We start from the raw sequence: 24,704 nt of genomic DNA on the forward strand, positions 1-24,704 counted from the left end.
CCGATGAACGAAGCGCTGGCGGCACATTGGAGCGAGGCGCGTCGCCATGAGGCTGCAGGGAACGTGCCTGCGGCCAAGGCGGCGTACGAGGCCATGCTCGGCATCGAGCCGATGCTGGTGGTTCCGCCGTTGCGACTCTCCCGGTTTGCCCAGGTCGAGGATCGCTATGTCGATTCCCGTGCGCACGCCTTGCAGGCAAGCCGCATCGCGTTGCTCACCGGCGCCGGCAAGGACGTGGGCTTCGTCACCCTGCGCCTGCTCTTCTTCGCAGAAGATGGCGAGGTGATGCGGGTCATCCAGGGGCTGGACTGGTCCAATGGCGAAGTGCTGAAGCAGGCAGCAGTGCTTGCGCAGCACCTCTGGCTGGTGGGGCAGCACCAGCAGGCGCTGGAGTTCCTGATGCAGGCTAGTAAGCGGGTACGCCCCGATGCGCGCTTGAGCTACACGCGGGCCAACGTACTGAGGTCACTGGGCCGGCTGGACGAAGCCACCGAGCATTACGAGTACGCCCTGCAACTCAGTCCATACGATCCCTATTTTCACTGGTCGCTGGCATACCACCAGGCTGCGGCTCCGCCAGGCGCGCGCCTGCCGCGGATCAAGGCTGCGCAACGCCAGCATCCATACGATTCCCTTGAGCAGGCGCACCTGCTGTATGCGCTGTTCAAGGAGCTGGATGGCATGGATGAAACAGACGCGGCCTGGAGTGCCTTGTGCGAAGGTGCAGCGCTGGTACGCGCGAAATTGCAGCATGATCCGCAAGCCGAGGCCAGTCAGTTCGAATACCTTCGGCAGGCGGTTCCGCCCGTTCCTGCGTCGCCTGTTCCGGCCACCAAGGACGGTCCCGTCCCGGTCTTCATAGTGGGCATGCCGCGCACCGGAACCACGCTGCTGGACCGCGTGCTGGGGAACCACCCGGACGTCGTCTCGGTGGGTGAGCGCAATGATTTCGACGCGGCCGTCAGTGAAGCTTCCGATCATTTTTTCAAGGGCGGACTCCGCGAGCGTGAATGGGAAAAGCTTGATGGAATGGATTTCGCCAAGGCCGGTGACGTCTACCTCAGGCGTCTGGGGGCCATGGCCGGCAACCACCGCTTCTTCATCGACAAGAATCCGCAGAACTTCTTCAATATCGGCCTGATCCTGCGCGCGCTGCCTAATGCGCGGATCCTGTGCATGCGGCGCGATCCCATGGACGCGTGTTTTTCCAACTTGAAGGAATTGTTCGAAGGCGGTGCGTATGCCTACAGCTACGCAGCCGAAGACCTGGCACATCACCATCGCGGGTTTTCTTCCTTGCTCAGGCATTGGGAGAATGCCGCGCCCGACCGGGTGCGCATCGTTGACTACGAGAGGCTGGTGAAAGACGGGGTTGGGACCTTGCAGCTCGTGCTGGATTTCCTGGGCCTGGAGCCTGCTCCCGGCATGCTCGACATAACCCGTAATACGGCGCCGGTTTCCACAGCCAGCAGTTCGCAGGTACGGCAACCCATCCACGACCGGAATATCGGAGCCTGGAAGCGCTATGGGGCCCAGCTGGAGCCGCTGCGCCTGATGCTGGAAGGTGCTGCATGAAGCAGATGCGTACCTTCGTTGCACCGTCTTCCCGATGAGTGAGCCGGCAAGCCAGGCGCGCGCGCGCGATCTGTCCGCCGTCGCCCAGGAACATGCGGTGGCACGTCGGTTCGACCAGGCAGCAGCCTGCTTCGAGCAGGCGCTCGCCATGCTGCCCGGCGATCCTGACCTGTTGCTGCAGTTGTCGTACATGGAGTCACTCGCGGGGCGCTACCGACTGGCCCACCGATATGCCTTGCAGGCGGCCGTCAGGCACACACGGCAGCCGGAGGTGGTCAAGGAGCTGCTGGCGCGCCTGCGTACGTTCAATGAAATCCCCACGATGTCCGCGTGCATTGAGCGGCTGTTGCCGATGTCGGGTATTCCGATTCCGCTGCTGATCACCATCGCGGCCCAACTGACGTATGCAGGACAACCGGAGAAGGCCATCCTGTTCCTGGACGAGGCCGCGCGTGGCGATCCTGATTACCCGCCGACCTTGCTGTCGCGCGGCCATGTGCTGATCTACCTGGGGCGCTTCGACGAGGCCGCTGCCGACCTCGCCCGGGTACTGAGGCGCGCACCACAACTTGCGCAGGGATACTGGTTGCAATCGCAGGTGCGCAGGCAAAGCCAGGACGACAACCACGTCAGGCAGATCGTCGCCCAGTTGCAGGTGCCGCAGCGCACGGTCCAGGACCAGGCGTTGCTTGGCTTTGCCTTGCACAAGGAGCTCGACGACCTGGGTCGGCATGACGAGGCGTGGCACGCACTGGTCAGCGGATGCGCCAGCAAGCGCGCAGCACTGCGGTACGACGCTGAGCAGAACACCCGCATGTTCGACGGGCTGCTGCGATTCATGCCGCGGGCTTCCAGCACCCATGACGCCAGCTCCCATTCGACGGCCCCCGTCTTCATCGTGGGCATGCATCGCTCCGGCACCACGTTGCTGGAGCAGCTGCTGGATGGACATTCCGATGTCGCAGGGCAAGGGGAGCTCTACGATTTCACCAGCGCCATGCGCTACGCCACCGATCACCACTGCGCCGGAGTCATGGACGCACGCCTTGCAGAACGGGCGATGGACGTGGATTTCGGAGAGGTCGGGCAGCGCTACCTTGCGGGCGTCGCGTGGCGGCTGAAAGGCGAACGCTTCTTTGTCGACAAGCTTCCGTCCAATTTCCTCAATGCAGGCTTCATCTGTGAAGCACTGCCGCGGGCGAAGATCCTGCACATGGTGCGAGATCCGATGGAAACCTGCTTCTCCAACCTGCGCGAGCTGTTTTCCGAGGCCAATCCATATAGTTACGACCAGCTGGAACTGGCCGGATTCTTCAACCAGTACCGCAAATTGATGGCGCATTGGCACGCGCGCTATCCCGGACGGATCCTCGACGTGGATTACGCGCGCCTGACTCGCGAACCGGAGCATGAGCTTCGCCGCGTGTGCGACTTCATGGGGATCACGTTCGAGCCTTCCATGCTGCAACTGCAGGACAGGAGGAGGGGCGTAGTCACCGCCAGCGCCGTGCAGGTAAGAGGCGGAATCCAGGCACAGGACACGCCGAAGTGGCGCGCGTATGAGAAGCACCTGCAGCCCCTGAGGCGGGGACTGGGCGGGTAACCCGGATGCTTGGTCACGGGCGCGGAGATTGATGATCCGGCCAAAGAAAAAGCCCGCAATTACTTGCGGGCTTTTTCGTCTGTCGCTTGGCGAGGAGGATCAGGCCAGGCCGGCCTGCTTCATCACTTCGGCGGCGTAGTCCTCGACGACCTTCTCGATGCCTTCGCCGACGGCCAGGCGCTGGAAACCGATCACTTCGGCGCCGGCGGCCTTCAGCACGGCCTCGACGCTCTGGTTGGTGTCCAGTACGTAGGGCTGGCCGTACAGGGTGACCTCGTTGACGATCTTGGCGATCTTGCCGCCGATGATCTTCTCAAGGATGTCTGCCGGCTTGGCCTTGTCCTTGTCGGTCATTTTGGCCAGCTCGATTTCCTTTTCCTTGGCCACGAACTCGGCCGGCACGTCGGATGCCTTCACGTGCGGCGGGTTCATCGCCGCCACGTGCATGGCCAGGCCGCGCGCCAGTTCGACGTCGCCACCCTTGACCTCGATGAGCACGCCAATGCGGCCGCCGTGCACATAGGCAGCGACGTTGTTGGCGCTGTCGATGCTGGCCAGGCGACGCACCTGCACGTTCTCGCCGACCTTGGCGATGACGGCGGCGCGGGTTTCCTCGACGGTATCGCCCGAAGCCAGCTTGGCGCTCTTCAGCGCCTCTGCATCGGCGGCACCGGAGGCCAGCGCGGCCTGGGCCACGGACTCGGTGAAGGCCAGGAAGTTCTCATCCTTGGCCACGAAGTCGGTCTCGGAGTTGATCTCGACCAGCACGGCCTTGTGGCCGGACTGGGCCATGGCGATGCGGCCTTCGGCGGCGATGCGGCCTGCCTTCTTGTCGGCCTTGGCCAGGCCCTGCTTGCGCAGCCATTCGGCGGAGACGTCGATGTCGCCACTGTTTTCGGTGAGTGCCTTCTTGCATTCCATCATGCCGGCGCCAGTGCGCTCGCGCAGTTCCTTGACCAGGGAAGCGGTGATTTCCACGGAATTACCTCGTTTTGTGCGATGTAGGGTGGGCCTTGGCCCACCATCGGGACGCGGCGTGGCAACAAAACGCCACGCGGCTGTTCAATGGCAGCCGCGCATCGTCGCGCGGCTGCGTTGCGCCTTGGTTACTCGGCGGCCTGCTTGTCGGTCGCTTCGTTCTCGGCCACTTCGGCCTGGGCACGGGCCAGGCCTTCGCCTGCGTCGTCAGCCTTCTTGGCGGCCGGGGCAGCCTTCTTGGCCGGCGCACGGCCGCGCGGGCCCTTGCCGTCGCCTTCCGAGAAATCCTCTTCGCGCACGGAAGCCGAGTTCGGAGCGGCGGCCTTGCCTTCCAGAACGGCGTCGGCAGCGGCGCGTGCGTACAGCTGCACGGCGCGGATGGCGTCGTCGTTGCCCGGGATCGGGTAGTCGACCAGGGCCGGGTCGTAGTTGCTGTCGACCACGGCGATCACCGGGATGCCGAGCTTCTTGGCTTCCTTGATGGCGATGTCTTCATGGCCGATGTCGATCACGAAGATCGCGTCGGGCAGTCGGTTCATGTCCTTGATGCCGCCCAGCGAAGCGAACAGCTTCTCGCGCTCGCGGCGCAGACCCAGCACTTCGTGCTTGACCAGCTTCTCGAAGCTGCCGTCGGTCTCGCCGGCTTCCAGCTCCTTCAGGCGCGCCACCGACTTCTTCACCGTGGCGAAGTTGGTCAGGGTGCCGCCCAGCCAGCGCTGGGTCATGTACGGCTGGCCGCTGCGGATGGCTTCTTCCTTCATCGGCTCGCGCGCGCTGCGCTTGGTGCCGAGGAACAGGATGATGCCGCGCTTCTGGGCCACGCCCGAGATGAAGTTCATCGCGTCGTTGAACAGCGGGACGGTCTTCTCGAGGTTGATGATGTGGATCTTGCCGCGGGCGCCGAAGATGTACGGAGCCATCTTGGGGTTCCAGTAACGGGTCTGGTGGCCGAAATGGACGCCGGCTTCCAGCATCTGGCGCATGGTGACTTGGGGCATTGCGATAACTCCTGAAAGGGAACCTGCCGCCAGCTTTGGTAAAGGCGGTTGCACCACTGCGGACAGCGGGGCGATGGTTCCGGGGTTGGGCCTCCCTGCGGCTTCCGTGTCCGAACCCCTTGATTCCATTGGAGTTATCCAGTGGAGGCGGAGGCACCCCGGCACGGGCTGTGGCAGCAGGTGTGTATTCGCCGGTGTCGTCCGGCGTGGACGGTCTTGCGGGCTGGGCCCGACAAAGCCGCGAAATTATAGCTGCAACAAGGACTTGCCGCAAACTGCCGCTTCAGGGCGCGGCTGGATCACCTTCGCCGCCGCGCACCGATCTGCAGGTGGGCGTCCTGGCGGACATTCACCTGCACCGCCTGGCCGGGCGCCTCGTCGATAAACCAGGGCAGGGGCAGGTTGTCGGGAACGGCGGTTACAAGGTGCGGCCCCGCCGCCACACGCGGGAAGCTGAAATTTCCCAGGCTGTCGGTCCGGACCGAGTAACGTCCGTCCAGGATCACGGTGATGTTGGCTGCAGGCTGCTCGGACGCGGCGCGTTGACCGTCATCGTTCTCGTCCAGGAACAGGCTGCCGCTGATGCTGCCCACTGCGCCGCCGGGCGCGCCACCCAGAACGCCCTGCTGGCGGCCCGCCTGACGGTCGTAGCGCAGGGTCAGGAACAGCGAGCGGTCGCGCGGCAGGGAAATGAAGGGCGTCCCGGTAACCAGCGGGTCCAGTACGAACGGCGAGCGCTGCGAGCCCTCGCTCTGGTAGACCATGGCCGATAGTGCCCAGTGCGGCTGCAGGCGCCAGTTCAAGCCGATGTTGAAGTCACTTCCGCGTTGGGCACTTGGCCCGTCGCCCTCGGTCCAGCGCGCACTGCCGTCCAACGACAAGGTGTTGGTGAGATCGCCGCCGCCGTACAGGGTCAGGCTGGTGCTGCGGGTCGCTGCTTCGCCGTCGTAGACCAAAGATCCATGCGAGAGCGAAGCAGACAGTCGCCGGGCCTGCTTGACCGCGAAAGACTGGTCGACACTTACTTGCCAGCTGTCTGCATGGTTGCCCGCCGTGGCCAGGTCGAGCTGCACGCGCGTCTGGCCCCATGCATTGCGCTTGTCGGCGAACCACTGGGTGCTATAGCTGCCGCCGTCGTCGCCCGAGGCGTGCCGCGTGTTGAAGCTGGCGCCATAACCGAGCGTGCTGCTGGCCTGGTAGCGCCCGAAGGCGGTGGCGTAGACACCGTCGAATCCGTCCCCGGATATGGAGCGGATGGTATCCACGCCGCCATTCCAGCTCCAGCGCGCGTATTGGTAGCCAACGCGGTAGTACCCGCCTTCGGCATCGTTGTTGATCGGCAGTGCGCCCCAGGAAAGCCCCGGGTCCAGGCGGAAAACGCCGTAGTTGTGCGTATAACGGCCGCGGCGGGAACTGGCATCGACCCAGGCGCCGCTGGCGTGGCCGCGGTCGCCGTTGCTGGACAACAGGTTGAACTGCATCGCGTCGCGGGCGCCATCCCATGATGTTCCGGCATACATCGCACGGGTATCGCCCACTGCGAAAACAGCTTCTTCCAGTGCGTCGGGCACGATGCGGCCCTGCGTTCCCAGGAACATGGCGCTGCCTTTCCACTGTGGTGCCCAGGACCACTGCGCGCCGAGCGAGGCGACGTCACCATCGGCGATGTCGAAGCCGACCATGCGCGTGCCGTTGTAAATCCCCGCACGTCCCAGGGAGGCCTGCAGCAGCAGGCCGCTGCCTTCGTTGCGCCATTCTGTGGCGGCACCGGCCAGGGCCACGGTCGGCATGAAGAAGCGATACTGGTTGTACTGCAGCGGGGTCAGTGGGGTATTGAGCACGCCCAGGCCGTTGCTGCCGAGCCAGCCGCCGTCCAGATTGAGGTCCCGCTGCCACAGGGTGATGGCGCCACCCAGCCCTCCATCACCTCGGAAGCGATCCCGGTTGCTGCGAAACAGGGTGGCGTCCAGCGAGAAACTTCCCAGGCTGGGCGTTTCCCAGAACCCGCCGACCGAAAGGCCTTGCTCGGTGAAAGTCCCTTCGCCGCGTTCGGAATGGCTGAGATTGAGTTCCGCACGCACCGAGCGTGGCAGACCCTCATCGTCGTATTCCTCATCCTCGTCAGGAGGCAACACCTGCAGGTCCTCGCGGGAGATGATCCGGTCCCGGTACGGCGCCGCGTGAACCGATGCGGCCGCAAAGGCGGGTGGACTGGTGGCATTGAGGACCAGCGCCGCGACGACGGCCAGCGGAAGCGGGTACGTCGTGCTCCTCCTCATCGGGCGAAAATGGTCTCGATGTACAGGTGTTGCGAATCGAAATCCAGGCGCCCTTTCAGGCTCAGCGGATACACGATGGCCGGGGCGGGGGCGCGGTCGTTGTCGCTTTGCGGCGTCAGCACGATGTCGCGCGTCTCCCCGGCCAGGACCGGTAGGCTTGAGGGGGTAAAGGTGAAGCGGCGGCCACTTGCGTCCTTGCCGTCGATGAAACCCTCCAGGCGTCCGTGCGCATTGCCCTCGTTGCGCACCCTCAGCGCCGGAAGCAGGTTGCCTTCCATGGTCAGGAGTTGCTGCCCGGCAACGGCCAGCCTGGCCGAGGCGTCGCCCACGGACAGGTAGACGATGATCCCGATCCGGCCGGAAACCGGGACCACGACGCCGCCCTGGACGCTTTCAGGATCCCCTTCCAGCAGGATGGCAAACCGGCATTCGCCGGCCGGTGCGTCAGCGGGAACCGCGACTTCGAAACGATAGCGACGCTTGCCATTGGCGGCGATGGTGACTTCGGGTGCCTCCAGGCCAACCCAGGGCCGGCAGCTGCCCTGCGCCAGTTCCTCGGAAAATACCGCGGCGCCCCCCGCGTCCAGGTGCCAATCCGCGGTCTTGAGGCTGAGATGCGCGGTCTGCCCCGAAAGGTTGGATATCTCCACGACGTTGCGATAGGTCGTGCCAGGCTTCGCACTGTCTTCGAAGCGTGGCGGGGACACCAGCACGGAGAAGCTTCCGGCCGAAGCGGTCATTGACAGCAGCAGGCCGCACATGGCCAGCAGCAGGCGTCCGGGAAGAATGGGACTCACGGTGTCTCCAGATCCAGTTCAAAGGAAAAACGCAGTTGTTCAGTGCGGACCAGCTTCTGCCCGTCCGCCTGTATGACCAGGCGCAAGGTGTCTTCGATCAGGCCTTGTCGCAACGGACCGGCGTACACCAGGGCGCGCTCGCCGGAGCGCAGAGCTCCTGGGAGCAAGGTCCCGTGGGTGGTCCAGCTGGCAGTGACCTGGCCGATCGGTTGCTCGGGCAGGGTCATGTAAATGCGTCCCTGGCGGCCATTCCAGGCGTCGGTGTCCAGACGTACCAGGACGGTGGTGACCCCCGTGACGCCGGCACCCCTGACCGATTGCGGAGCCACGCTGTCCCATTTCATTCGCAACGAACTGTCCAGCACCTGGCTTGCACTGTCGTCGACGGGGTAGGTCGCAGCGGTCGCGGAAACCGAAAGGGCAAGTGCTGCGAGCAAGGTGACGTTCACGAGGCGAGCCTTCATGGCGCAGACAACGTGTAGGTGACCTGGCCCGTGAACGTGCCGGCGGCGACCACCGCGTCATTGCCGTAGGCAAAGCTGTGGCAGCTCTCGCGCCAGGTGTTGACCGGGAAACTGGCGAGCGTCTGGCTACCAGGCGTGAAGGTCCCCGCCAGGATCGGCTGCGCGCCGGTATCGCCGTTGCCGCTGCTGGTCCAGCTGATCTGGGAAAAGGGAATGGTCTGGCCGCTGGAGTTGGTGAGGCTGGTCGGGACCGTGGCGGTGAGCGTGGCGGTGCCACTATTGCCGGGCAGGCGATAGAAGCCGCCGATGTAGATTTCCGCAGGCACGTCGCAGAAGGCATAGCTGTCCAGGCTGCTGGTGCCCTGGCTTGAGTTGCTGGTCATCGCCCGGTTGGCGCCATTGCCGACCACATTGGCCGGAACGACGACCGAGACTATGTTGATCGTGTTGTTGTTGGCGTTTCCGTTGTTGCCGAACGTGGTGACGTTGCTGTTGTAGGTGACGCTGGTACCGGTGCCCACCCGCAGATACACGGCACGCACGCCCGGGGAGATCGTGACCACATAAGCCGGTGCATCGAAGCACAGGCCCAGGGCGATCAATCCCGACAACAGCCGGATCATGGTCAGGGAAGCTCTCATGCGTTCTCTCATCAAGCAAAGGGCCGGCCAAGTCGCGGCCGGCCCCTTACTTTCCTGCTGGTGCCGTAGGTTTTTCCGGTCGTTCCAGGAAGCCGGTTACGGCATCGAAGCGGTGTAGGTCACGCGGCTGTTGTTGGTGTTCACGCCGCCGTATGTGCCCGGAGCGACCACGCCCCCATTGAGGTAGCTGTAGGTCCAGCGCGCGTCACGGTTGACGATCTTGTTGACCGCGGTCAGCGCCGGAAGGGTCGTCGTGGCAGCGTCGGCCAGGGCGGGTGCCGGCAGGGCGGCCGCCGAACTCAGTACCGCGGGAGTGGTGGTGATCTGGCTGTACGAGATGGTATCGCCCGAGCCGTTGCCGAGCGCGCCCAGGGTGGTGGACGACAGGGTCACGTCGCCGTTGTTGCCCAGCACCTTCGCGGTGACCACGCCATTCAACAGGTCGCCGGAGGCCGGGGTGGCCGCAACGGCAGTGCCGTTGCCGACGCTGGCGGCAGGAACCGTGAACGCGATCTGGTTGATGGCCGCATTGGCGGCGTAGGCGGTGCCGGTGCCAACCTGCAGGAAGAGGATTTTCGGAATGGTGATCTGGAAATCGACCCGCGCGCTGGCGGTTAACGGAGTGCCCGCGCCGGTGGTGAAAGTAGATTCGGCCTGGGCCAGCATCGGAACGCCGGCAAGGACGGCGGCGATCAAAACGGTTTTGGAGAGCAGACGCATGTTTGGAGAATCCCCTGTGGAAGAAAGTAGTGGATGGGTGGATAACCGTTGGAACTGGAAAAAGCCAAATGGGTGCCGCTTTGGTAAATCGCCTGACGCGCTGCGGCCTTGGTCTCAACTTCCTCGCCAGTTTTCGTCGTTGTGCAAGCAAAGGGCGTGCCAACTCGGATTGCGGCTTCAAGCCCGCAAAAGCGTGTGTCCTGTGTGAAAGTCAGAACCAATACTCATAAAAATGTGACGCACTTGGTCAATTAAGTATGCAAGAGTCACGCGAATTGTCACAAGTGCTTAACATTCGGGGCGGGCCAAGGACAAGCTGCGGGCCGACTTCGCAGCCCGGTCCCAACCGAATCAAGGCTTCAGGGCGGCGGGCAAATGGACGATAATCCGCGTATGGCCATCAATCTCAAGACCCCCGAAGAACTCCAACACATGCGCATCGCCGGCCGCCTGGCCGCAGAGGTGCTGCAGGTGGTGGCGCCGCACGTGAAGCCGGGGGTGACCACGGCCGAGCTGGACAAGGTCTGCCACGACCATATCGTCAACGTGCAGCAGGCCATTCCGGCCAACGTTGGCTATGGCGGCGGCCACGGGCGCATCCCCTTCCCGTTCACGGTCTGCACCTCGGTCAACAACGTGATCTGCCACGGCATGCCCAGCGAGGGCAAGGTCCTGAAGGACGGGGACACGGTCAATATAGATGTCACCGTGATCAAGGACGGCTGGCACGGCGATACCAGCCGCATGTATTACGTGGGCACGCCTTCGGTCATGGCCAGGCGGCTGGTGGAAGCGACCCGCGAGGCCATGTTCCGCGGCATCCGCACGGTCAAGCCGGGCGCCACCCTGGGCGATGTCGGCCATGCCATCCAGGAATATGCAGAATCGCAGCGCTTCAGCGTGGTCCGCGAGTACTGCGGCCACGGCATCGGCAAGGTCTACCACGACGAACCGCAGGTCCTGCATTACGGCCGCCCCGGCGACGGGGTGGTGCTCAAGCCGGGCATGACCTTCACCATCGAGCCGATGATCAACGAAGGCACCCGCTACACGCGGCTGTTGCCGGACGGCTGGACGGTGGTCACCAAGGACCGGAAGCTTTCCGCGCAATGGGAACACACCGTGGCGGTGACCGAGGACGGCGTCGAGATCCTGACCCGGGTGCCCGGCGACGACAACGATCTGTGAGCATTCCGGCCAGCGCGGACGAAACAGCGACGCCTACGCCCGATAGCGGCAGCAACGTCGCCTGGTCCGCGCAGGCGCGCACCAGCCTCAACGCCACCGACGCCAAACTTGCGAAGCGTTTCGACCAGGGCGACGAGGTAGACCGGCTGGTCGCCCTGCGCGCACGCGCGGCCGACCAGCTCCTCAAGGAAGCCTGGGCGCACTGCGTGCCGGCCGATGCGCCGCTGGCCCTGTTCGCGGTGGGCGGCTATGGTCGTGGCGAACTGTTCCCGCAATCGGACATCGATCTGCTGGTGCTTGCCGACGCCGATGCCCAGCAGGCCTGCCACGCGCAGCTGGCGTGCTTCTTCGCCATGCTCTGGGATGCCGGCTTGCCGGTCAGCCATGCGGTGCGCTCCGCCGGGCAATGCACTGAAGCCGCCGCCGACCAGACCGTGCTCACTGCCCTGATCGAATGGCGGGCGCTGGTCGCCGACGAGACCGCACAGGCCGCGCTGGCAGCGGCAATTTCGCCCCAGCAGGTGTGGCCGCCGCGGGATTTCTTCGTCGCCAAGCGCGAGGAGCAGCGCATGCGCCATGCGCGCTTCGGCGATACCTCGGAAAACCTGGAACCGAACATCAAGGAAGGCCCGGGTGGCCTGCGCGACCTGCATACGCTGGGCTGGATGGCTTTGCGAACTTTCGGCGTGCGCGAACTGGAGCCGCTGATCGGACTGAGCCACGTCGGGCCCGATGAGGCGGCAGCACTCGCCCGCGAACGACGCGCCCTAGGCCGCCTGCGCTATGGCCTGCACCTGGTCGCGGGACGACCCGAAGAACGCCTGCGCTTCGACTACCAGAAGACCCTGGCCGAACGCCTCGGCTTCCCGGATGACCAGGAAACCCTGGGCGTCGAGAAGATGATGCAGGGGTTCTACCGCAGCGCGGCCATCGTGCGCCGGATCAGCGATCGCCTGCTGCAGCGCTTCGAGGAACAGTTCGATGGCGAGGCGTTGCCTGAGCCCCTGGACGATGCTTTCGCCCTGCGTCGTGGCTACCTGGCCGCGCGCGACCCCTCCTGGCCGCAGGCCGATATCTCCGCGGTCTTCGCCTTGTTCGCGATGTGGGCCTCGCATCCCGAAGTCCGTGGCCTGCATTCGCGCACCGCGCGGGCGCTGGCCGAGGCGCTGCCGCAGTTGCCCCCGTATGAAGCCGCCAGCCCCGCGCAGCGCGGCGCATTCATGGCGCTGTTGCGCATGCCGCGCGCGGTGGAAACGCTGACGCGCATGGCCAGGCTTGGCGTGCTGGGGCAGTGGATCCCGGCCTTCGCGCAGGTGTCGGGGCGCATGCAGTTCGATCTCTTCCATGTGTACACCGTCGACCAGCACACACTGATGGTGCTGCGGAATATCGCCGCTTTTTCGTCCGGGCGCGCCGACGAGCGCTTCTCCATTGCCCACGAAGTGTGGCCACGCCTGCGCAAGCCCGAACTGCTGCTGGTCGCCGGCCTGTTCCACGACATCGCCAAGGGCCGCGGCGGCGATCATTCCGAACTGGGCGCGGTGGACGCGCGCGCGTTCTGCGCTGCGCACGGCCTCAGCGAGGGCGACGCGGCGCTGGTGGCCTGGCTGGTCGAACAGCACCTGCGCATGTCGGTGACGGCGCAGAAGCAGGATATCTCCGATCCCGAGGTCATCCATCGCTTCGGTACCCTGGTGGAAGATCGCGAGCGCCTGGACTACCTCTACCTGCTGACCTGCGCCGACATCGCCGGCACCAGCCCCAAGCTGTGGAACGCGTGGAAGGACAGGCTGCTGGCCGATCTGTATTTCGCCACGCGCCGGGTGCTGCGCGAGGGCCTGGAGCAGCCAGTCGATGCCGAGGCGCGCATGCATGAAGCACGCGAGTCGGCGCGCATGCTGATGGCGGTGCAGGGCTTCTCCCCCGGTACGGCCGACGAGCTGTTCGCGATCATGCCGGCAGAAGGTTTCCTGCGTTTCAGGCCCGAGCAGATTGCCTGGCAGGCCAGCGCGCTGCGCAACGTCGTCCCCGGCGAGACGCGGGTACGCGTGCGGCGCATTTCGGATGCGGGCAATGCGCTGGAAGTGTTCGTCCACTCGCCGGATCGCAGCGGGCTTTTCGCCGCCATCCTGGCCACCCTGGACCGCATGGGTTTCGGCATCCACCAGGCCCGCGTGCTCGATGGCCCGCACGGCGCCATCTTCGATACCTTCGAGGTATTGCCCGCCGACCGCCACGCCAGTTCCGACCCGGCCGAGGTGGAAGCGGTGCTTGGCGCAGCGCTGGACGGCCCACTCGACAATGTCCGCACCTCGCGCCGCGCGCTACCCAGGCAACTCAGGCATTTCCGTTTCGCGCCCAGTATCCAGTTCGGGGTCACGCCTGACGGGAAACGTTCGCTGCTGAGCCTCGTGGCACCCGATCGTCCCGGCCTGCTGTCGGATGTGGCGCAGGTGCTGCGCGCACAGGGCGTCAACGTGCACGATGCGCGCATTGCCACCTTCGGCGAGCGCGCCGAGGACGTGTTCCAGCTTACCGATGCCGGCGGCCAACCGCTGGCCGAACCGACCCAGCAGGCGCTGCGCGATGCGTTGCGCGCCAGCTTCGAAACATGACCTCAAAGGAAGCCGCCGCTCCATGACCGATTCTGCCCGCAATGCGACCGCACTGAAATCCAGTATCGACGAGGCATTTGTCAGGCGCCTCAACCTGTCGACGACCGACATCGACGCACTGCGCCCGCTGGTGGGGCAGGTGATCGAAGGCCTGGAGGCCGGCGAGTTCCGCGTGGCCGAGCCCGATGCCAAGGGTGGCTGGCAGGTCAACGAATGGCTGAAGAAGGCGGTGCTGCTGTATTTCCGCATCAACGACATGGCCGTCATCGACGCGCATCCGGCGCCTTACTGGGACAAGGTGGAATCCCGCTTTGCAGGCTATGACGAAGCTCGTTTCCGCGAGTCGGGCGTGCGCGTGGTTCCGGGCGCGGTGGCGCGCCGCGGCACCTACCTTGGCAGGGACGTGGTGCTGATGCCGAGTTTCATCAACATCGGCGCGCACGTGGGCGAGGGCACCATGGTCGACACCTGGGCCACCGTGGGTTCCTGCGCGCAGATCGGCAAGCACTGCCATCTGTCCGGTGGCGTGGGCATCGGCGGCGTGCTCGAGCCGCTGCAGGCTTCGCCGACGATCATCGAAGACCACTGCTTCGTCGGCGCACGCTCGGAAGTGGTGGAAGGCGTGATCGTCGGCCACCACAGCGTGATCGGCATGGGCGTGTTCCTGGGCCAGTCCACGCGCATCTACAACCGCGCTACCAAAGAGGTGTCCTACGGCTATGTGCCGCCGGGCAGCGTGGTGGTGTCGGGTTCGCTTCCGGCCGCAGACGGATCGCATTCGCTGTACTGCGCGGTGATCGTCAAGCAGGTCGACGGGAAGACCCGGTCGAAGACTTCGATCAACGAGTTGCTGCGCGGCCTGGCCGACTGATATCGGTGAGTGGAGATGCTGGCGAATGCAGGCATCCAGAGATTGCAATTCGCTTGCACGATCACGCGCGAGTCACTGGGTCCCCGCCTTCGCGGGGATGATGATCCTTATCTGGCGGGGAATGCATGACCATCCTGTACGGCCTCAAGAACTGCGACACCTGCAAGAAGGCGACCAAGTGGCTGGATCGCTTCGGTATTGCCTATTCGTTCGTCGACTACCGCGACGACAAGCGTTCTCCCGAAGTGCTGGTCGATTGGGCGAAGCAGGCGGGTGGCTGGGATGTGCTGGTCAACAAGTCCTCCACCACCTGGCGGCAGTTGCCGGCCAACCGCAAGGCGCCGGGCTCGGAAGCCGAATGGAAGCTCCTGCTGCGTGAGTATCCGCAGCTTATCCGTCGCCCGGTGGTGGTCACCGCCGATGGCGTGATGACGCAAGGCTTCAGCGACAACGGCTTCAAACAGCGTTTCGGGGTTGCGAAATGAGCCAAGTCCTCGACCTCACCAGCGGGCTGATCGGCCGTCGCTCGGTCACACCCGACGATGCCGGCTGCCAGGAACTTATCGCCGCACGCCTGCGCGACGCCGGTTTCGCCTGCGAGCAGCTGCGCTATGGACAGGTCGACAACCTGTGGGCCACGCACGGCAGCGGGCAGCCGGTGCTCGTCCTGCTTGGCCATACTGATGTGGTGCCACCGGGCCCGGCGCAGGACTGGACCAGTGATCCGTTCGTGCCCGTCATCCGCGACGGCGTGCTGTACGGTCGCGGCGCCGCGGACATGAAGGGCAGCGTCGCCGCGTTCGTCATCGCCATGGAACAATTCGTCGCCGCGCATCCGGGACATGCCGGCACCATCGCGCTGCTGCTCACCTCGGACGAGGAGGGCGATGCGATCGACGGCGTGCGCCGCGTAGCCGACACCTTCCGCGCGCGCGGCCAGGCGATCGACTGGTGCATCACCGGCGAGCCCTCGTCGACGCATCGGCTGGGCGACCTGCTGCGCGTCGGCCGTCGCGGCACACTGTCGGCCACGCTCACGGTCAAGGGCATCCAGGGCCATGTCGCCTATCCGGACAAGGCCCGCAACCCCATCCACCAGGCGCTGCCGGCCCTGGCAGAACTCACCGCGCGGCACTGGGACGATGGCTACGAAACCTTCCCGCCCACCAGCCTGCAGGTCTCCAACTTCAATGCCGGCACCGGCGCCAACAACGTGATACCCGGCGATGCCAAGGTACTGTTCAACCTGCGCTACAACCCGCACTGGAACGCGGCGCGGCTGGAAAGCGAGATCGGCGCCGTGCTCGATCGCCACGGGCTGGAGTACGAGCTGCACTGGCATCGCGGCGGCGAACCGTTCTATACGCCCGAAGGGCGGCTGCGTGCGATGGCACGCGAGGTATTGGCGGAATTCACCGGCACGGCGCCCCAGGAAAGCACCGCCGGCGGCACTTCCGATGCGCGTTTCATCGCCCCGCTGGGTGCCCAGTGCATCGAGATTGGCCCGGTCAACGCCAGCATCCACAAGGTCGACGAAAACGTGTCGGTGGTCGACCTGGAGGCTTTGCCCGCCCTGTACCGGAGGCTGATCGAAAGATTGTTGCTTGAGTAACTGATTGCAAAGCTTCCGGAACGCTTGCCAGCCGGCACCCGGACCGGTTAGTTTCGATCCATGCCTCGCACCGCCACCACCATTCGCACCGTTTTGAACCGCCGCAATAATGCGCGGACCAATAATCGTGCGCGACCGGTGCGGGTCTGCGACTAGGCGAACAGCAACAAGCCGATCTCCAGGAACCCGCATCGCGAGATGCGGGTTTTTCTTTTTCCGTCTTTCCACATCAGATCCAGGAGCTCCCCATGTGTTCCATCTTCGGCATCTTCGGCCTGCAGTCGGGCGATGACCTGCAGGGTCTCCGGCGCCAGGCGCTGGAACTGTCACAGCGCCAGCGCCATCGCGGCCCGGACTGGAGTGGGGTCTACATCGACGACCACGCCATCCTGGTGCACGAGCGCCTGGCCATCGTCGACCCGGCCGGCGGATCGCAGCCGTTGCGCTCGGCCGATGGCGGCCTGGCGCTGGCCGTGAATGGCGAGATCTACAACCACCGCGAACTGGAGAAGGAACTGACGCAGCCATACGGCTTCCTCACCGGCTCGGACTGTGAGGTGATCAATGCCCTGTATCGCGAAGACGAGCCGGCTTCGTTCCTCAACCGCCTCAACGGCATCTTCGCGTTCGCGTTGTGGGACAAGGTCGCGGGGCGGGCGCTGGTTGCACGCGACCCGATGGGCGTGTGCCCGCTGTACTGGGGCCATGATCGCGAAGGCCGCCTGTGCGTGGCTTCGGAAATGAAGGCCATCAGCGGCCTGTGCGCCGACGTGGCGCAGTTTCCGCCGGGTCATTACTACGACAGCGCCAGCGGCGCGCTGGTCAAGTACTACGAGCGGCCGTGGCGCGACTACGACGCGGTCGCTGGCGTGGAGGTGGACGGGCAGGAGTTGCGCGAGGCTTTCGAGCGCGCCGTGCATCGCCAGCTGATGAGCGACGTGCCCTACGGCGTGTTGCTGTCCGGTGGGCTGGATTCCTCGCTGGTCACCGCAGTGGCCGCGCGCTATGCGCGCCATCGCATCGAGGAAGACGACAAGTCCGAAGCCTGGTGGCCGCGCCTGCACTCGTTCGCGATCGGTTTGAAGGGCTCGCCGGACCTGGCGGCGGCGGCGATTGCCGCCAAGGCGTTGGACACCGTGCACCACGGTTTCGAGTACACCTTCGAGGAAGGCCTGGATGCCTTGCCGGAAGTGGTCCGCCATATCGAGACCTACGACGTCACCACCATCCGCGCGTCCACGCCGATGTACCTGCTGGCGCGTCGCATCAAGGCGATGGGCGTGAAGATGGTGCTGTCCGGGGAGGGCTCGGACGAGATCTTCGGCGGCTACCTTTATTTCCACAAGGCGCCGAACGCGCGCGAGTTCCACGAGGAACTGGTGCGCAAGCTCGACGCGCTGCACAACTACGACTGCCTGCGCGCCAACAAGTCGATGATGGCCTGGGGCGTGGAGCCGCGCGTGCCGTTCCTGGATCGCGAATTCATGGACGTGGCGATGAAGATGGATGCCCGCTACAAGATGGTCGACAAGACCAGCACCGGCCCGGAGCGCATGGAGAAGGGCATCCTGCGCGCGGCGTTCGAAGGTTACCTGCCGGACTCGATCCTGTGGCGGCAGAAGGAACAGTTCAGCGATGGCGTGGGCTACGGCTGGATCGACGGCCTGAAGGAACATGCCGAAGCACGGGTCAGCGACCGCGAGCTGGGCGCGGCCGGCAAGCGCTTCCCGATCAATCCGCCCCTGACCAAGGAAGCCTATTACTACCGCAGCGTGTTCGAGGAGTTCTATCCCGGACCGGCCGCCGCTGAAACCGTGCCGGGCGGCAAGTCGATCGCCTGTTCGTCACCTGCTGCCATCGCGTGGGATGCGAGTTTTGCCGGGGCTGCGGATCCGTCGGGCAGGGCGATCGCCGGAGTGCATAACGCGGCGATCTGATTCCTTCTGCCCCGGGGAGAAGGTGGCGCGCAGCGACGGTTGAGGCGAGAAGAACGGTGTCAGGGCTTCAAGGTCAACGTGTATTCCGTCTTCCCCGGAAGGAACGGCGTCGGTTTGCCCTGCACCCAGTCCTCGTGGCCCGCCCCCCAGAACGGCGACAGCGGATTGCCGCTCTGGCCCCCTGGCATGTGGATGATGCCGTCGGCTTCGTGGCCCGGCGACACCACCATCCGTTCGGAAGCGCCAAAAGAAGGACCCTGCACGCGAGGCATGGCGCTGTCGCCGGGCAGCGCATCGGCCGGCATGCACAGTGCCGGCTTGAGCATCGCCGGCAAGGCATTGGCGAGCGGGTGGCAGATCTTCGCCGTATTGCGCTCGCCCCAGCGGCGCTGGTCCAACGGGCCGCTGGGGGCCAAGTCATCGCGGACCTGACGAGCGGCGTCTTCGAGCAGGGCTTCCCAACTGGCGAACCGTCGTGGCAGCAGGTTGGCCGGGCGCTCGGCCAGCAACGGCCACGCCACGCCTTCCAGCTGCGGCAGGTCGGGCATCACGAAGTCGTTGCCCAACGCGACCTGCGCAGGCGCGGTGAGCCCGTCGGCGATGCGCGTGTGCACGGCAAGGCGCCAGGCGCGGACGATGCGGTAGCTGACCGAACCGGTCGCCGCCCGTCCCTGCCATTGGCTGCTGGCGGTGGCGAGGGCGGCCAACGCGCTATTGCCGGGCTTGCTGCCCTCGTCCTGCAACAGCTTCCACCATCGCTGCAGGAACAGCGCGCGGTCGTCGAGTTGGATGGCGAGCAGGTCGCGCTCGGAAAACGACTGCCGCGCGAACAGGCCATCGCGGATCTGCCTGGCGCGTGCGCCCAGGGCGTAACCGCCATCGCCGGCGACTGCCAGGGCATCGGCGTCCAGGGTCCTGTTGTTGGCGGTCCACAGGCGGTGCGAGGAGGGATCGACCAGCCGCGGCGCATGTGCGGTCTGCGAGGGCCAGGGCACGCAGCCGGCGGACTGCGACGGGATCGATGCCGTCGCCGGAGCTGGCCCCGGTGGCGCGATGGCCAGCAGTGCCTCGCTGACACCGGAGGGCACGCAGCCAGGGCCGCGGTCGGGCCTTGCGCCGATCACCTGCCAGCCGATGCGTCCGCTGGAATCGGCAACGGTGAAATTCTGGGCGGGGATGCCGGCGTGGTCGGCGACCCGGAACGCGCCTTGCAGATCCGAGGCCACGGCCAGGTCGGCGAAATCCACCCGCACCGCGCCAGGCAACTGCGCCACCCAGCGCAGTGCCAGGGCGTGGTCGCGGTCCTCATGCAGGATCGGTCCCCATGCGGTCTCGCGTACGGTGAAGTCCACGGCTGGGGCGCCAGCTACCAGGATCTTCTCGATGTGCTTGCTGTAGCCCGGCTGTTGTTCCAGCCCGGCCAGCGGCAACCGCGCCCAGTCGGCCGTGTCCATGTAGCTGTTGGTGAATCCCCAGGCGATATGGCCGTTGCTGCCGACCACCACCGCGGGCAGGCCGGGCAGGGTGAAGCCGGAGATATCGACCTTGCCCTCCGTTGCGCGGGCATCCGGGTATCGCAGCCGCGCGCGGAACCAGATGTTCGGGGCCCGCAACCCGAGATGCATGTCGTCGGCGACGATGGCGCGGCCATCGGTGCTCAGCGCGCCGGCGATTGCCCAGTTGTTGCTGCCCGGCGTGCCCTTGTCCGCCAGCGGCGCCAGGTGCTTCGAATCGGGCATCGGCAAGCGCGCCAGGTCGAGTGCCGACGCATCAGGCAAGCGCGCATTGCCGCGCGGCGCGCCGAACAATGGCGCGTCCCACTCGGTGCCGTCCAGGGTCAGCAGCGTGTACAGCGCGGGAGGAACGACCGCCTTGATCTTCCAGAGCGCCAGCTCGCGGGTGTTGCGTGAATCCTGCAGGTCGAAATACATGGCGTAACCGGTCAGCGCCGAGTCGGCGACTTCCCAGCGCCTGGGTTGCTGGCCCAGCAGCAGGTACGGCCACGGCTTCACCCTCAAGGCGGCCAGGCCTGCGTTGACGCCGTCGGTATAGGCATGCAGCTGCGGCAGGCGGTCGCCGGCGAAGGCCTGCAGGTTGGCGTTCACCCGTGCGCGCATGCGATGGACCCGGTGCTCCTTGTCCAGGTCCAGGGCGATCGGGCCGAACAGTTCCGAAAGCTCGCCAGCCGAGGACCGTCGCATCAGGTCCATTTCGAAATAGCGCTCCTGTGCGTGCACGTAACCCAGTGCACGCGCCATGTCGGTTTCGTTGGCGGCATCTATGGTCACTACGCCCAGCGCATCGCGCTGGATCGTCACCGGGGCCGAAAGCCCGGCCAGCGCCAGTTCGCCATCAATTTCCGCCACGCTGCCGCGAAGCAGCCACCATCCGGTTCCGAATGCGACGAGGGCCAGCACCAGCAACAACAGCGCGAGGCGCTTGATCCACTTGAGCATGCGGTTTTCCTGTCGAGGAAATGGGAAGGCTGGATGTACTGGTCTCCGATCCGATTATTCCACGACTGCGGGGGAGGTTGCCGGGCTTGCTGGCTGCAAGTGATTCGCATTGGGCCACGGCCGCGCCGGTTGGTGCACCATGCAGGCCTGCTGCCAAGGAGCACTTCCCATGAAAGGCCATCCCGAAGTCGTCGAATACCTGAAGCAGCTGCTGCGCGGCGAGCTATCCGCGCGCGACCAGTACTTCATCCACTCGCGCCGCTATGAAGACCAGGGCCTGCATGTGCTGTACGAGCGCATCCACCACGAGATGCAGGAAGAGACCGAGCATGCCGACGCGCTGCTGCGGCGCATCCTGTTCCTTGAGGGCGATCCGGACATGTCGCCGACTCCGTTCGTGCCTGGCGTCACCGTAGAAGAAATGCTGCGCAAGGACCTGGATCTGGAGTACGAGGTGCGCGGCCGGCTGGCCAAGGGCATCGAACTGTGCGAACGCCTGGGCGACTACGTGAGCCGGGCAATGCTGCTGGTGCAGCTCAAGGACACCGAGGAAGACCACGCGCACTGGCTGGAGCAGCAGCTGGGCCTGATCCAGCGCCTGGGCATCGAGAACTACCTGTTGACCAAACTCGGCGAGGCCAAGCCGGCAGGCTGAAACCCGCAGCGGTTCCGACCCAACGCTTCAGACCAGCCTCTCAGGCCTTTTGCAATCGATATACGGCCGTGGCCAGCGCATCCACGCCTTCGTCCTGGAAACGCGGCTCCTGCGCCAGGATGTCGCGCCGTTCGAGCAGGGTCGCGCGCCACGGCGGCCCGAACAGTTTCGCCACTTCTTCCGCCTCCACCGAGAACGGTGGCCCGGCTTTCTGCACCTGCGGATACTCCAGCGTGATCAGCAAGCCCGCGCATCCCCGCGGCAGCCGCGCGTATACGGTTTCCAGATAGCGCCGGCGCAAGGCCGGCGGCAGGGCGATCAAGGCGGCACGGTCATACACGCCCGCCACGTCGGCCAGCAGTTCGGCATCCAGGGCGAATGCGTCGCCGAGGATCACCTCGACCGGGCCGGAGGTGAAATGCTCGCCATGGCGGCTATGGTGCCGCACCGGACGCAGCCCGGCTTCATCGAAGAACTGCTGCACCGCCAGTGGCGACAGCTCGACGCCGAGCACGCGATGCCCCTGCGCTGCCAGCCAATGCATGTCGAGAGTCTTGCCGGCCAGGGGCACCAGCACGCGGCTGCCAGCCGGCAGTTGCAGGGCGGGCCAGTGGGCAGCCAGCAACGGCATGACGTCGTCGCGATGGAAGCCGATCTGGCCTTCCTGCCAGCGCTGCAACCAGAAGTCGGCTTCCATCAGTCTGCCTCCGTCAATCGACCGCCAGGCCGTCCATCCTCTGCCGCGCCACATTGAACCGTGGCAGCCGCGATGACGAACGCGCCGCCACCCGCATGGCTGATGGATTACTCGACATCAAGCCCGTCCACTTTTTGCCACCCGCGCGGCAGCAACCCGCCACGCGAAGCACGCGCGCCGATGTACTCGTCCAGATCCTTGAACGACAGCGACATGGTGCGCTGGCCACTTTTAACCAGCAGGGTGCTGCCGGGCGACACCGCCGCCACGGCGACCACGCGTTCGGTGCCCAGCTTGGCCTTGGGAATCTCGATGATCTTGTTGCCCTTGCCCTTGTCGAGCTCCGGCAGGTCGGCCAGCGCAAAGGCGAGCAGGTGGCCGGCGCTGGTCACGGCGACGATGCGGTCTGCCTTGGGATCGGCCGTATGCGCCGGCTGCAGCACCTTCGCGCCCGCCGACAGGTTCAGCATGACCTTGCCTGCCTTCTGTCGCCCGGTCAGGTTCTCGAAGCGGGTGACGAAGCCGTAACCGTGCGAGGACGCCAGCACGAAGCGCGCGTCGTTGTCGGCACTGGCCAGGGCCACGAAAGAGGCGCCCGGCGCCGGCGAGAAACGCCCGGTCAGCGGTTCGCCATTGCCTCGCGCCGACGGCAGCGTATGTGTTGCGGTGGAATAGCTGCGTCCTTCCGAATCCAGGAACGCCACCTGGTAGGTGCTGCGACCGCGAACTGCGGCCAGCAGTGAGTCGCCATCGCGGTAGGACATCGATGCAGCATCGACGTCATGGCCCTTGGCCGCGCGTATCCAGCCTTTTTCCGACAGCACCACGGTCATCGGTTCGCTGGCGACCAGTTCGGTCTCGTCCAGCGCCTGCGCCGCCTCGCGGGCGATCAGCGGCGAGCGGCGTGCATCGCCGTACTTCTTGGCATCGGCCAGCAACTCGTCCTTGATCAGCTTCTTCAGCTTGGCCTTGGAGGCAAGCGTGGACATCAGGCGGTCGCGTTCGGCATCCAGCTCGTCCTGTTCGCCGCGGATCTTCATTTCCTCCAGGCGCGCCAGTTGCTTGAGGCGGGTGTCGAGGATGTAGTCGGCCTGTTCCTCGCTGAGGGCGAAACGAGCGATCAGTGCCGCGCGCGGCTCGTCCTCGGTACGGATGATGTGGATCACCTCGTCCAGGTTGAGGAACGCCACCAACAGGCCTTCCAGCAGGTGCCGGCGACGCTCGACCTTCTCCAGCCGGTGGTTGAGGCGGCGGGTGACCGTGGTGGTGCGGAACTCCAGCCACTCGCCCAGCAGCATGCGCAGGTTCTTGACCTGCGGGCGGCCATCCAGGCCGATGATGTTGAGATTGACCCGGAAGCTCTTCTCGAGATCGGTGGTGGCGAACAGGTGTCCCATCAGCTGGTCCGCATCGACGCGGTTGGAACGCGTGATAAGCACCACGCGAACCGGATTGAGATGGTCGGACTCGTCGCGGATGTCCTCCAGCCACGGCAGCTTCTTGGCGCGCATCTGCGCGGCGATCTGTTCGATCACCTTGGACGGCGATACCTGGTAGGGCAGCGCGTTGATGACGATGTTGTTGCCTTCTTTCAGGAACGTCGCGCGGGCGCGCACGCTGCCATGGCCGGTTTCATAGATGGCGCGCAGGTCCGCCAGCGGGGTGATGATCTCGGCGGTGGTCGGGTAATCGGGGCCGCGCACGTGTTCGCAGAGGTCGGCGACGCTGGCCTCGGGATCGTCGAGCAGGCGCACGCAGGCGCTGACGATCTCGTTGAGGTTGTGCGGCGGCACGTCGGTGGCCATGCCCACCGCGATGCCGGTGGTGCCGTTGAGCAGCAGGTGCGGCAGGCGCGCCGGCATCCAGGTGGGTTCCTGCAGGGTGCCGTCGAAGTTGGGGGTCCAGTCGACCGTGCCGTGTCCGAGCTCGCCCAGCAGCACTTCGGCGATCGGGGTCAGCTTGGATTCGGTGTAGCGCATAGCCGCGAACGACTTGGGGTCGTCCGGCGAGCCGAAGTTGCCCTGGCCCTCGATCAGCGGATAGCGGTAGGAGAACGGCTGCGCCATCAGCACCAGCGCTTCATAGCAGGCGCTGTCGCCATGCGGATGGTATTTGCCGATGACGTCGCCCACGGTGCGCGCCGATTTCTTCGGCTTGGCGCCTGCCGCCAGCCCCAGCTCGCTCATGGCGAAGATGATGCGGCGCTGCACCGGCTTCAGGCCGTCGCCGATGAAGGGCAGGGCGCGGTCCAGGACCACGTACATCGAATAGTCCAGGTAGGCGCGCTCTGCATATTCGCGCAGCGGGATCTGTTCAAAGCCGTGGAAGGTGGGGCGGATGGTCTCGGTCATTGTTCCGGGTGCGTTCGCAGAATCGTGGCTTCGATTCTACCCGGCGTGCCTGGCCGGCGTGCCCTGCCGAAGCGCCGCAGGCTGCAAACGCCAGAAAGCAAAAACCCCCGCTTGCGCGAGGGTTTTGCTTTGAAGATGGTGCCCGGGAGAGGACTCGAACCTCCACGAAGTTGCCCCCGCTAGCACCTGAAGCTAGTGCGTCTACCAATTCCGCCACCCGGGCAGGGTGCAGGGCGCGCATTCTCCGGATTGCGCCGGGGGATGTCA

Annotated in this window: 18 protein-coding genes, 1 tRNA gene and 1 pseudogene; 9 read left to right on the forward strand and 11 right to left on the reverse strand. The window is 65.5% G+C overall.

All coding sequences use genetic code 11. The annotated features are described in order from the left end of the window. Positions 1–3: 3 nt before the first annotated feature. A complete protein-coding gene (locus DT603_RS12715; RefSeq protein ID WP_162350265.1) occupies positions 4–1,575 on the forward strand; it encodes a tetratricopeptide repeat-containing sulfotransferase family protein in 1,572 nt (523 codons plus the stop codon). Between the two features lie 34 nt (positions 1,576–1,609). Next, positions 1,610–3,178, forward strand: coding sequence for a tetratricopeptide repeat-containing sulfotransferase family protein (locus DT603_RS12720; protein ID WP_162350266.1), 1,569 nt, complete (start codon positions 1,610–1,612; stop codon positions 3,176–3,178). A 99-nt stretch (positions 3,179–3,277) separates the two neighbouring features. Here the strand turns inward: DT603_RS12720 and tsf are convergent, their stop codons facing one another. The 7 genes from tsf to DT603_RS12755 form a co-directional block, all read right to left on the reverse strand. Beyond that, the gene (tsf, locus tag DT603_RS12725; RefSeq protein ID WP_162350267.1) at positions 3,278–4,156 is read right to left on the reverse strand and encodes a translation elongation factor Ts; all 879 of its coding nucleotides are present in this window, start codon (positions 4,154–4,156) and stop codon (positions 3,278–3,280) included. A 128-nt stretch (positions 4,157–4,284) separates the two neighbouring features. After that, complete coding sequence (rpsB, locus tag DT603_RS12730; protein ID WP_162350268.1) at positions 4,285–5,154, reverse strand: 30S ribosomal protein S2; 870 nt, start codon at positions 5,152–5,154, stop codon at positions 4,285–4,287. A gap of 299 nt (positions 5,155–5,453) precedes the next feature. Continuing rightward, complete coding sequence (locus tag DT603_RS12735; protein ID WP_162350269.1) at positions 5,454–7,433, reverse strand: carboxypeptidase-like regulatory domain-containing protein; 1,980 nt, start codon at positions 7,431–7,433, stop codon at positions 5,454–5,456. After that, positions 7,430–8,230 (reverse strand): COG1470 family protein, encoded by an 801-nt coding sequence (locus DT603_RS12740; RefSeq protein WP_162350270.1) that lies wholly within the window; start codon positions 8,228–8,230, stop codon positions 7,430–7,432. The genes DT603_RS12735 and DT603_RS12740 overlap by 4 nt, the downstream gene beginning before the upstream one ends. After that, positions 8,227–8,694 carry a hypothetical protein gene (locus DT603_RS12745; RefSeq protein WP_162350272.1) on the reverse strand — a complete coding sequence of 156 codons (468 nt, stop codon included), beginning with the start codon at positions 8,692–8,694 and terminating at the stop codon, positions 8,227–8,229. The genes DT603_RS12740 and DT603_RS12745 overlap by 4 nt, the downstream gene beginning before the upstream one ends. Further along, the gene (locus DT603_RS12750; protein ID WP_162350274.1) at positions 8,691–9,335 is read right to left on the reverse strand and encodes a hypothetical protein; all 645 of its coding nucleotides are present in this window, start codon (positions 9,333–9,335) and stop codon (positions 8,691–8,693) included. Before DT603_RS12750 ends, DT603_RS12745 begins: the two co-directional genes overlap by 4 nt. A gap of 96 nt (positions 9,336–9,431) precedes the next feature. Next, the gene (locus DT603_RS12755; protein ID WP_162350275.1) at positions 9,432–10,055 is read right to left on the reverse strand and encodes a hypothetical protein; all 624 of its coding nucleotides are present in this window, start codon (positions 10,053–10,055) and stop codon (positions 9,432–9,434) included. Positions 10,056–10,448: 393 nt separating this feature from the next. Here DT603_RS12755 and map point away from each other — a divergent pair, with 393 nt between their 5' ends. The 6 genes and pseudogenes from map (at position 10,449) to asnB (ending at position 18,278) form a co-directional block, all read left to right on the forward strand. Next, on the forward strand, positions 10,449–11,243 hold the full coding sequence (gene map, locus DT603_RS12760) for a type I methionyl aminopeptidase (protein ID WP_162350277.1): 795 nt from the start codon (positions 10,449–10,451) through the stop codon (positions 11,241–11,243). A 2-nt stretch (positions 11,244–11,245) separates the two neighbouring features. Further along, entirely contained in the window at positions 11,246–13,858 is a 2,613-nt protein-coding gene (glnD, locus tag DT603_RS12765) for a [protein-PII] uridylyltransferase (protein ID WP_484573159.1), read from the forward strand. A 52-nt stretch (positions 13,859–13,910) separates the two neighbouring features. After that, positions 13,911–14,729: pseudogene (gene dapD, locus DT603_RS12770) on the forward strand (2,3,4,5-tetrahydropyridine-2,6-dicarboxylate N-succinyltransferase); the annotation flags it as partial. Positions 14,730–14,854: 125 nt separating this feature from the next. Further along, positions 14,855–15,214 carry a Spx/MgsR family RNA polymerase-binding regulatory protein gene (locus tag DT603_RS12775; protein ID WP_162350283.1) on the forward strand — a complete coding sequence of 120 codons (360 nt, stop codon included), beginning with the start codon at positions 14,855–14,857 and terminating at the stop codon, positions 15,212–15,214. Then, complete coding sequence (gene dapE / locus DT603_RS12780) at positions 15,211–16,341, forward strand: succinyl-diaminopimelate desuccinylase (RefSeq protein ID WP_162350285.1); 1,131 nt, start codon at positions 15,211–15,213, stop codon at positions 16,339–16,341. The genes DT603_RS12775 and dapE overlap by 4 nt, the downstream gene beginning before the upstream one ends. 248 nt (positions 16,342–16,589) lie before the next feature. After that, positions 16,590–18,278 carry an asparagine synthase B gene (asnB, locus tag DT603_RS12785; protein WP_162350287.1) on the forward strand — a complete coding sequence of 563 codons (1,689 nt, stop codon included), beginning with the start codon at positions 16,590–16,592 and terminating at the stop codon, positions 18,276–18,278. A 59-nt stretch (positions 18,279–18,337) separates the two neighbouring features. Here the strand turns inward: asnB and DT603_RS12790 are convergent, their stop codons facing one another. Then, on the reverse strand, positions 18,338–20,734 hold the full coding sequence (locus tag DT603_RS12790) for a penicillin acylase family protein (RefSeq protein ID WP_162350289.1): 2,397 nt from the start codon (positions 20,732–20,734) through the stop codon (positions 18,338–18,340). Positions 20,735–20,903: 169 nt separating this feature from the next. Here DT603_RS12790 and bfr point away from each other — a divergent pair, with 169 nt between their 5' ends. After that, positions 20,904–21,389 carry a bacterioferritin gene (gene bfr / locus DT603_RS12795; RefSeq protein WP_162350291.1) on the forward strand — a complete coding sequence of 162 codons (486 nt, stop codon included), beginning with the start codon at positions 20,904–20,906 and terminating at the stop codon, positions 21,387–21,389. A gap of 40 nt (positions 21,390–21,429) precedes the next feature. Here bfr and DT603_RS12800 read toward each other — a convergent pair whose 3' ends face one another. The 3 genes from DT603_RS12800 to DT603_RS12810 form a co-directional block, all read right to left on the reverse strand. Next, a complete protein-coding gene (locus DT603_RS12800) occupies positions 21,430–22,086 on the reverse strand; it encodes a thiopurine S-methyltransferase (protein ID WP_162350293.1) in 657 nt (218 codons plus the stop codon). Between the two features lie 107 nt (positions 22,087–22,193). Then, the gene (parC, locus tag DT603_RS12805) at positions 22,194–24,437 is read right to left on the reverse strand and encodes a DNA topoisomerase IV subunit A (protein WP_162350295.1); all 2,244 of its coding nucleotides are present in this window, start codon (positions 24,435–24,437) and stop codon (positions 22,194–22,196) included. 136 nt (positions 24,438–24,573) lie between these two features. After that, a tRNA-Leu gene (locus tag DT603_RS12810) sits at positions 24,574–24,660 on the reverse strand. Positions 24,661–24,704: the final 44 nt, after the last annotated feature.

Source organism: Pseudoxanthomonas gei (assembly GCF_010119615.1).
GTDB lineage: Bacteria > Pseudomonadota > Gammaproteobacteria > Xanthomonadales > Xanthomonadaceae > Pseudoxanthomonas_A > Pseudoxanthomonas_A gei.